Here is an 8,350-nt window from a genome sequence, read left to right on the forward strand (position 1 = left end):
GGCGCGGCCGACGATATCGTTGGCCGCGCCGCCGCCGAGCACCACGCCGTGCAGCAGCACGTCGATCTGCGCGGTGCCGTCGGCCGTGGCGTTGAGGTTGTCCATGTCGCCGGCGTGGTGCGGACCGCTGCCGGCGCGGCCGTGCGGCGCGCCGAGCGGATTGAAGTGGCCGCCGGCGCTGCTGGCATCGGCCGCGCTGCAGTCGCCGCGCTCATGCACATGGAAGGCAAAGCTGTGGTTGGGCTGCAGGCCACCCAGCGTGCCGGTGATGCGCACGCCGCCGGGCGCGGCGACCAGCGACAGCTTGCCGCTGACCAGGCTGCCGGAGGCCGGCGCCAGCACGGCCTGCGCCTGCTGCACCGTGCCGGCGCTGGCCAGCGGCGGCGCCTTGGGCGGCGGCGGCGGCGGGGCCTTGGGCGGCGCGCTGTTGCACGCGGCCAGCATCAACAAGGCACTCGCGGCGAGGGGCAATCCATAACGCATCGACATCGACTCCTGTGGCAGGGCGAAACTAGAGGGGCGGCCGTGCAGACCCCATGAAGGTGCACGGGGCGCAGTCTAGCTGGCCGGAGGCGGGGCTTGTTGGTGCGGTGGCGGTCGGGACCCGGGACCCGGGACCCGGGACCCGGGACCCGGAAAGCGTAGCGACGCGTCAGCGCAGCGGCGCATGAGGCAATGCCACAGCGAATCCCCTGGCGTGTAAACGAGCGCGAACCGGAAATTACCGTCCCGAGTCCAGCAAGCGCATGTCGCACATCTGTCCGCCCCTGAGTCCGCGCTGTCCCGGGTCCCGGGTCCCGGCTCCTTCCTCAGCGCCGCCGCCGCCCGGGCCCCAGCTTGCGGGTGACGGTGTTGCGGCCCACGCCCAGGCGGGCGGCGGCTTCGGCGCGGCGGCCCTGGGTGAAGCGCAGCGCCACTTCCAGCAGCGCCTTGTCGAAGCGTTCGCGGGCCTCGGCATGCAGGCCCTCGGCGCCGTCGGACAGGCGCTGCTGCGCCCAGGCCGACAGTTGCGTGTCCCACTCGCCGCCGTCGCCGCTGCGCTCGCGGCGGCCGCCGCGCAGCAGGGCGGCCTCGACGTCGCCGGCATCGATGATTTCCGCCGGCGCCAGCGCGGCCAGGCGCCAGCACACGTTCTCCAGTTCGCGCACGTTGCCCGGCCACGGATAGGCGCGCAACGCGTCCAGCGCCGCCGGCGCCAGCCGCTTGGGCGGGGTGTCGAGCTTGCGCGCGGCCATCGCCAGGAAGTTCTCGGCCAGTTGCGGCACGTCGGCGCGACGCTCGCGCAGCGGCGGCAACTGCAATCGCACCACGTCCAGGCGGTGCAACAGGTCGGCGCGGAAGCGGCCCTGTTCGACCAGCGCTTCCAGATCCTGGTGGGTGGCGGCGATGACCCGCACGTCGACCCGGATCAGTTCGCGCCCGCCGACGCGGAAGAATTCGTTCTCGGCCAGCACGCGCAGCAGCCGGGTCTGCAGCGGCAGCGGCATGTCGCCGATTTCGTCCAGGAACAGGGTGCCCCCGTCGGCCTGCTCGAAGCGGCCGATGTGGCGGCGCTGCGCGCCGGTGAAGGCGCCGGCCTCGTGGCCGAACAGTTCGCTCTCCAGCAGTTCGGCCGGGATCGCCGCGGTGTTGAGCGCGACGAACGGTTTGCGCGCGCGCGGCGACTCGGTGTGCAGCGCGTGCGCCACCAGTTCCTTGCCGGTGCCGGTCTCGCCGTTGATCAGCACCGACAGCGGCGCCTGCGCCAGCCGGCCGATGGCACGGAACAGCGCGCGCATCGCCGGGGTGTCGCCGATCAGTTCGGTGCTGCCCTGCCCGGCCGGCGCCACTGGCGGTGCCGCGGCGATGGCGCTGCCGGCATCGGGCAGCGCGCGTGCGGCCAGCGCTACCGCATCGTCCAGGTCGAACGGCTTGGACAGGAACTCGTGGGCGCCGCCGCGGAACGCGCCGGCGGTGCTGGCCACGTCGGTGTAGGCGGACATCACGATCACCGGCAGTTGCGGGTGCGCGGCCTTGAGCTTGTCCAGCAGCACCAGACCGTCGTCGCCGGGCATGCGCACGTCGGTGAACAGCAGGTCGGGCATGGGCCGCTGCGCCAGCGCCTGCAGCGCGGCGGCGGCGCTGTCGAAGCCGTCGACGCTGTAGCCGGCGTCGCGCAGCGCGGTGGACAGCACGAAGCGCACCGAACGGTCGTCGTCGACCACCCAGATACGTTGCGTTCCTTGCAGGGAGTCGGTCATCGCAGTGCTCCTAATCGGTGTCCGCTGCGCGCTGCGGCAGCAGCAGGGTGAACACGGTGTGGCCGGGGCGGGAGCGGTAGGTCAGCGAGCCGGCATGCTCGCGCGCCACCTGCTGGGCCAGCGCCAGGCCCAGGCCGCTGCCTTCGGCGCGGCCGCTGACCAGCGGCAGGAACAGGTGCTCGGCCAGTTCCTCGGGCACGCCGCGGCCGTCGTCGACGATCTCCAGGCGCAGGCCGCGCGCGTGCACGCGATCGCGGATGCGCTGGCCGTGCTCGACGCGGGTGCGCAAGGTGACCTGCGCCGCGCCGGCCTGGATCGCGTTGCGCACCAGGTTCCACACCGCCTGGGTGAGGCGGTCGGCATCGCCGAGGAATTCGGGGATGCTGGGGTCGTAATCGCGCTGCAGGCGCACCGACCAGCCGCCTTCGTTCTCGGCCAGGCGCAACACCCGCTCCAGCACCGCGTGGATGTTGAGCATGGCGTGCGGGCGCGCCGGCGCTGGCGACAGCAACTGGTCGAGCAGGCTGTTGAGGCGCTCGATCTCCGCGCCGATCAGTTCGATCAGTTCGCGCTCGTCCTCGTCGCGGTGCTGGGCGCGGCGCGCCAGCAGCTGCGCGGCGCCCTTGAGCCCGGCCAGCGGATTGCGCAGTTCGTGGGCCAGGCCCTTGAGCGCCGCGCTGAGCGCGTTCGGCAGGGCCTGCGCCGGGTCCGGCGTGGGGAACTCGTCGACCGGGTGCGCTTCCAGCAGCCAGCCGCCGTCGTCCAGCCGCGACAGCCAGCCTTCGGCGAAGCGCGGCGGCTCGCCGGGCACGGCCAGGGCCATGCGGTGCAGGCGCAGCACGTCGCGCTCGTCGTTGCGCAGGAACCGTGCGAGCGCATCGCCCTGCACTTCCAGCGAGGCCAGCGGCTGGTCGAGCAGGCGCCGCACGCTGACCCCGAGCCAGCGCGCGAAAGCGGGATTGGCGCCGCGCAGGCGGCCGTCGGTATCCGCCCAGACCACCGGGGTGCCAAGGGCGGAAAGCGGGGGCGGCATAGTGTTCATGGCCATTGCACCAATGTAGTGCAAAGCCAGGCAGGCGGCACGGGCGAGCGGCGCACGGCGTGGTCCCTGCCCTGGCGGACGGCGCGGCGCGCGGCTGGCTGCGGACCGGGTGACGGGACCAGCGGACCTTGCATCGCAACGCAGCCAGGACTCTTGCGGAAAGCCGGGGGTGTGGCGAGGCGAATGGCCACGCGGAATACCTCGATCTTTTGAGAATGGCCGGCGCTTCCCCCCAGGAAGCGCCGGCGAAGGCCGCGGCCGCGTGGACCGGCCACCAGCGCCGGCCCCACGCACCGCGACAAGGCCCGCGACCGCCGTCGCGGGCCGGCGAAGCTCAGGACTCGTAGGCCGATTCGCCATGCGAGGTGATGTCCAGACCCTCGCGCTCGGCGTCTTCCGGCACGCGCAGGCCGATCACCAGCTTGGCGATCAGGAAGCCGACCACCGAGACCACGCCGATCCAGCCGACGGTGATCAGCACGCCTTCGGCCTGCACCAGCACCTGGTGGCCCATGGTCACGCCCTCGGCGTAGCCCATGCCGCCCAGCGCCTTGTCGGTGAACACGCCGGTGAGGATCGCGCCGACGATGCCGCCGACGCCGTGCACGCCGAACACGTCCAGGGTGTCGTCGGCATTGAGCAGCTTCTTCAGCCCGGTCACGCCCCACACGCAGATCACGCCGGCGGCCACGCCGATGGCGATGGCGCCGAACGGCCCCACGGTGCCGGCGGCCGGGGTGATGCCGACCAGGCCGGCGACCATGCCCGAAGCCACGCCCAGCGCCGAGGACTTGCCCTTGATCACCTTCTCGGTCAGCGACCAGGCCAGCACCGCCGCGGCGGTGGCCAGCAGGGTGTTGAGGAAGGCCAGTGCGGCGGTGGCGTTGGCTTCCAGCGCCGAGCCGGCGTTGAAGCCGAACCAGCCCACCCACAGCAGCGAGGCGCCGACGAAGGTCAGGGTCACGTTGTGCGGCTTCAGCGCGGTGTGGCCGAAGCCCAGGCGCTTGCCGACGAAGTACGAACCGACCAGACCGGCCACGCCGGCGTTGATGTGGACCACGGTGCCGCCGGCGAAGTCCAGCGCGCCCTTGCCGAACAGGAAACCCGGGGCCGACCACACCATGTGCGCCAGCGGCAGGTAGCCGAAGGTGAACCAGATGACCACGAACAGCAGCACCGCGGCGAACTTCACCCGCTCGGCGAAGGCGCCGACGATCAGCGCGCCGGTGATGCCGGCGAAGGTCAGCTGGAAGGCGACGAACACGTACTCCGGCAGCTTGAAGCCCTTGGAGAAGGTGTCGGCCAGCGTGGTGGTGTCGACGCCGGCCAGCAGCGCCTTGTGCAGCGTGCCGATGAACGGACCGCCATCGGCGAACGCCAGGCTGTAGCCGTACACCACCCACAGCACCGCGATCAGCGAGAACACCACGCCGACCTGGATCAGCACCGACAGCACGTTCTTGGCGCGGACCATGCCGCCGTAGAACAGCGCCAGGCCGGGCACCACCATCAGCAGCACCAGCAGCGTGGAGGTGAGCATCCAGGCGACGTCGCCCTTGTCCACCACCGGCGCCGGCGTGGCCGCGGCCGCGGCCGGCGCGGCGGCCGGTGCGGGCGGCGGCGTCAGTTGTTCGGTGACCACGTCCGGCGTCGGCGCCGGGGTGGTTTCGGCCTGGGCGAAGGCCTTGCCGGGGATGCCGACCGCCATCGCGCTGACCAGCATCAGCATGCATACCGCGTAGAACCGGGCCTTCCACCCGGCGAACAGACCTGTCTTCATGAAGGGCTCCAAGGTGGGGTTAGAGCGCATCGGCGCCGATTTCGCCGGTACGGATGCGGACGACCTGCTCGATGGCGGTGACGAAGATCTTGCCGTCGCCGATCTTGCCGGTGCCGGCCGCGCCCTGGATCGCCTCGACCACGGCATCCAGGCGCTCGTCGGTCACCACGGTCTCGATCTTGATCTTGGGCAGGAAGTCGACGACGTACTCGGCACCGCGATACAACTCGGTGTGGCCCTTCTGCCGACCGAAGCCCTTGACCTCGGTGACGGTGATGCCGGACACCCCAGCCTGCGACAAGGCCTCGCGGACCTCGTCGAGCTTGAATGGCCGGATGATGGCGGTGATCAGTTTCATGCGCATACCCCGTTGGTGGAAGGAACCGGCCGCCGAAGGCCGACCGGCACTGGGCCCATCGACCGCGCCGCGAACGGCGCGGGTGCTGCTGCGCGATGCGTTCCGTGGATCACGCCGTGGCCCACCGCACCCAAGGTGCGGCGGCGACGGCGACGTGGGAGGGAACGTGGCCCACGGCACGCAAGCGCTCTGTTGCGCGGTCCATCCCCTGGACACTCGATGACGCGATGGTGGGCGCGGACCACCTGCGCGGCTCCCCAGCCGGGCAGGTGGCGGCGATGGCGAAGGAGGGAGGGGAAGCCTTCGCCATCGCCGCGCGTGGAACTCAGTTGGCGTAGTACAGCTGGTATTCCAGCGGGTGCGTGGCCGCGCGGAACTTGGTCACTTCCTGCATCTTCAGCGCGATGTAGCCGTCGATGAAGTCGTCGGTGAACACGCCGCCGGCCTTGAGGAACTCGCGGTCGGCGTCCAGCGCTTCCAGCGCCTGGTCGAGGCTGGAGCACACCTGCGGGATCTGCTTCTCCTCTTCCGGCGGCAGGTCGTACAGGTCCTTGTCGCTGGGCGCGCCCGGGTCGATCTGGTTCTTGATGCCGTCCAGGCCGGCCATCATCAGCGCGGCGAAGGTCAGGTAGCCGGACTGCAGCGGATCCGGGAAGCGGATCTCGATGCGGCGCGCCTTCGGGTTGGACACCCACGGAATGCGGCACGAGGCCGAACGGTTGCGCGCCGAGTAGGCCAGCATCACCGGCGCCTCGAAGCCCGGGACCAGACGCTTGTAGCTGTTGGTGCCGGAGTTGGTGAAGGCGTTGATCGCCTTGGCGTGCTTGAAGATGCCGCCGATGTACCACAGCGCCATCTGCGACAGGCCGCCGTAGCCGTCGCCGGAGAACAGGTTGGTGCCGCCCTTGGCCAGCGACTGGTGCACGTGCATGCCCGAGCCGTTGTCGCCGACGATCGGCTTGGGCATGAAGGTCGCGGTCTTGCCGTTGCGGTAGGCGACGTTCTTGATGATGTACTTCATCATCATCAGCTCGTCGGCCTTCTTCACCAGCGAGTTGAACTTGGTGCCGATCTCGCACTGGCCGGCGGTGGCCACTTCGTGGTGGTGCACTTCGACTTCGATGCCGACCTGCTCCAGGGTCTTGCACATCTCGGCGCGCAGGTCCTGCAGCGAGTCGGTCGGCGGCACCGGGAAGTAGCCGCCCTTGACCGCCGGACGGTAGCCGCTGTTGCCGCCTTCGATCTTGCTGCCGCTGCTCCAGGCCGCCTCTTCCGAATCGATCTTGAAGAAGGTGTGGCCCATCTCGTTGCCGAAGCGCACGCCGTCGAAGATGAAGAATTCCGGCTCCGGGCCGAAGAACGCCTGGTCGGCGATGCCGCTGGACTTCAGGTAGGCCTCGGCGCGCTTGGCCACGCCGCGCGGGTCGCGGCCGTAGCTCTGCATGGTGGCCGGGTCGAGGATGTCGCAGGTCAGCACCAGGGTCGGATCGGCCATGAACGGATCGACGAAGGCGGTGTCGGCGTCGGGCAGCAGGACCATGTCCGACTCGTTGATGCCCTTCCAGCCGGCGATCGAGCTGCCGTCGAACATCTTGCCTTCCTCGAACAGCGCCGGCTCGATGATGCTGACCGGGAAGGTGACGTGCTGCTGCACGCCGCGCATGTCGACGAAGCGCAGGTCGACGAACTCGATCTTGTTGTCCTTGACCAGCTTCTCAATAGTTTCCGCAGACATTCGATGCAACCTCGGGTTGTGAAGGGCGTGGGCGAGTATCAGCAATCGCCATGCCAAGCGTGTGGCACTCACAAGCCCTTGATTCTGCTGAAGCGTGCACGCGAAGGATGCAAATGCACTGCACTTTCGTGGTGCATTCACACCTGAACGCACCAAATTTGTGCGAAAGGCGGATGCTCTATCCTTGCACAGCTTCCCCTCCCCCAAAGCGACCCTCTCCTCCATGAGCGATCTGTTGTCGGCCCTGCTGCTGGGCATCATCGAAGGCCTGACCGAATTCCTGCCCATTTCCAGCACCGGGCACCTGTTGATCGCCGAGCGCTGGCTCGGCCACCGGTCCGACTTCTTCAACATCGTGATCCAGGCCGGCGCGATCCTGGCCACCACCCTGGTGTTCCGGCAGCGCCTGTGGGACCTGGCCACCGGCCTGGGCGACCGCGCCAACCGCGACTACGCCTTCAAGCTGGGCGCCGCCTTCCTGGTGACCGCGGTGGTCGGTCTCATCGTCCGCAAGGCCGGCTGGCAGTTGCCGGACAGCGTGCAGCCGGTGGCCTGGGCGCTGGTGATCGGCGGCGTGTGGATGCTGGTGGCCGAGTACTTCGCTGCGCGCATGCCGGAGCGCGAGACGGTGACCTGGACGGTGGCCATCGCGGTCGGCCTGGCGCAGGTGGTGGCCGGCGTGTTCCCCGGCACCTCGCGCTCGGCGGCGACGATCTTCCTGGCGATGCTGCTGGGCCTGAGCAAGCGCTCGGCCGCGGCCGAATTCGCCTTCCTGGTCGGCATCCCGACCATGTTCGCAGCCAGCGCCTATTCGTTCCTGGAGCTGTACAAGGACGGCGGCCTGGGCAGCGAGAACTGGGGCGACGTGGCCCTGGCCTTCGTCGCCTCGATGGTCACCGGCTTCGTGGTGGTGAAGTGGCTGCTGGGCTACATCAAGTCGCACCGCTTCACCGCGTTCGCGGTGTACCGGATCGTGCTGGGCGCGGCGCTGCTGCTGTGGTTGCCGGCGGCCTGAGGGGTTGAGTCGGCGGGGCGCTGCGCGCGCCGGGACCCCCCCCCCAACCCCCTCCCGGCGGGGGGGGGGGCACGGGCTTTTCCCTTCCCCCGCCGGGGGAGGGTGCCCCCCCGGGGGGGGGGGGGGGATGGCCGCGCGTTCCCATATTCGGAATGGGGCACAACGTTCGTCGGCCGGGTA

At 70.1% G+C, this 8,350-nt stretch carries 7 protein-coding genes; 1 reads left to right on the top strand and 6 read right to left on the bottom strand.

Annotated elements, in window-relative coordinates:
- From CEK66_RS02895 to glnA, 6 genes are all read right to left on the bottom strand, one after another.
- Positions 1–483: superoxide dismutase family protein (locus tag CEK66_RS02895; protein WP_226978475.1), on the bottom strand; the 483-nt coding region annotated here is incomplete at its 3' end.
- A gap of 326 nt (positions 484–809) precedes the next feature.
- Complete coding sequence (ntrC, locus tag CEK66_RS02900) at positions 810–2,240, bottom strand: nitrogen regulation protein NR(I) (RefSeq protein WP_017908905.1); 1,431 nt, start codon at positions 2,238–2,240, stop codon at positions 810–812.
- 10 nt (positions 2,241–2,250) lie between these two features.
- On the bottom strand, positions 2,251–3,282 hold the full coding sequence (locus CEK66_RS02905) for an ATP-binding protein (RefSeq protein ID WP_152235898.1): 1,032 nt from the start codon (positions 3,280–3,282) through the stop codon (positions 2,251–2,253).
- A 334-nt stretch (positions 3,283–3,616) separates the two neighbouring features.
- On the bottom strand, positions 3,617–5,062 hold the full coding sequence (gene amt, locus CEK66_RS02910) for an ammonium transporter (protein ID WP_193312551.1): 1,446 nt from the start codon (positions 5,060–5,062) through the stop codon (positions 3,617–3,619).
- 19 nt (positions 5,063–5,081) lie between these two features.
- The gene (locus tag CEK66_RS02915) at positions 5,082–5,420 is read right to left on the bottom strand and encodes a P-II family nitrogen regulator (protein ID WP_010341076.1); all 339 of its coding nucleotides are present in this window, start codon (positions 5,418–5,420) and stop codon (positions 5,082–5,084) included.
- A 325-nt stretch (positions 5,421–5,745) separates the two neighbouring features.
- Positions 5,746–7,155, bottom strand: coding sequence for a type I glutamate--ammonia ligase (gene glnA / locus CEK66_RS02920; RefSeq protein ID WP_017908900.1), 1,410 nt, complete (start codon positions 7,153–7,155; stop codon positions 5,746–5,748).
- 223 nt (positions 7,156–7,378) lie between these two features.
- Between glnA and CEK66_RS02925 the strand changes: the two genes are divergently transcribed.
- The gene (locus tag CEK66_RS02925; protein WP_017908899.1) at positions 7,379–8,170 is read left to right on the top strand and encodes an undecaprenyl-diphosphate phosphatase; all 792 of its coding nucleotides are present in this window, start codon (positions 7,379–7,381) and stop codon (positions 8,168–8,170) included.
- The last annotated feature ends 180 nt before the right edge of the window (positions 8,171–8,350 follow it).

The sequence above is a fragment of the Xanthomonas sp. LMG 12460 genome, assembly GCF_009192895.1.
GTDB classification, from domain to species: Bacteria; Pseudomonadota; Gammaproteobacteria; order Xanthomonadales; family Xanthomonadaceae; genus Xanthomonas_A; species Xanthomonas_A sontii.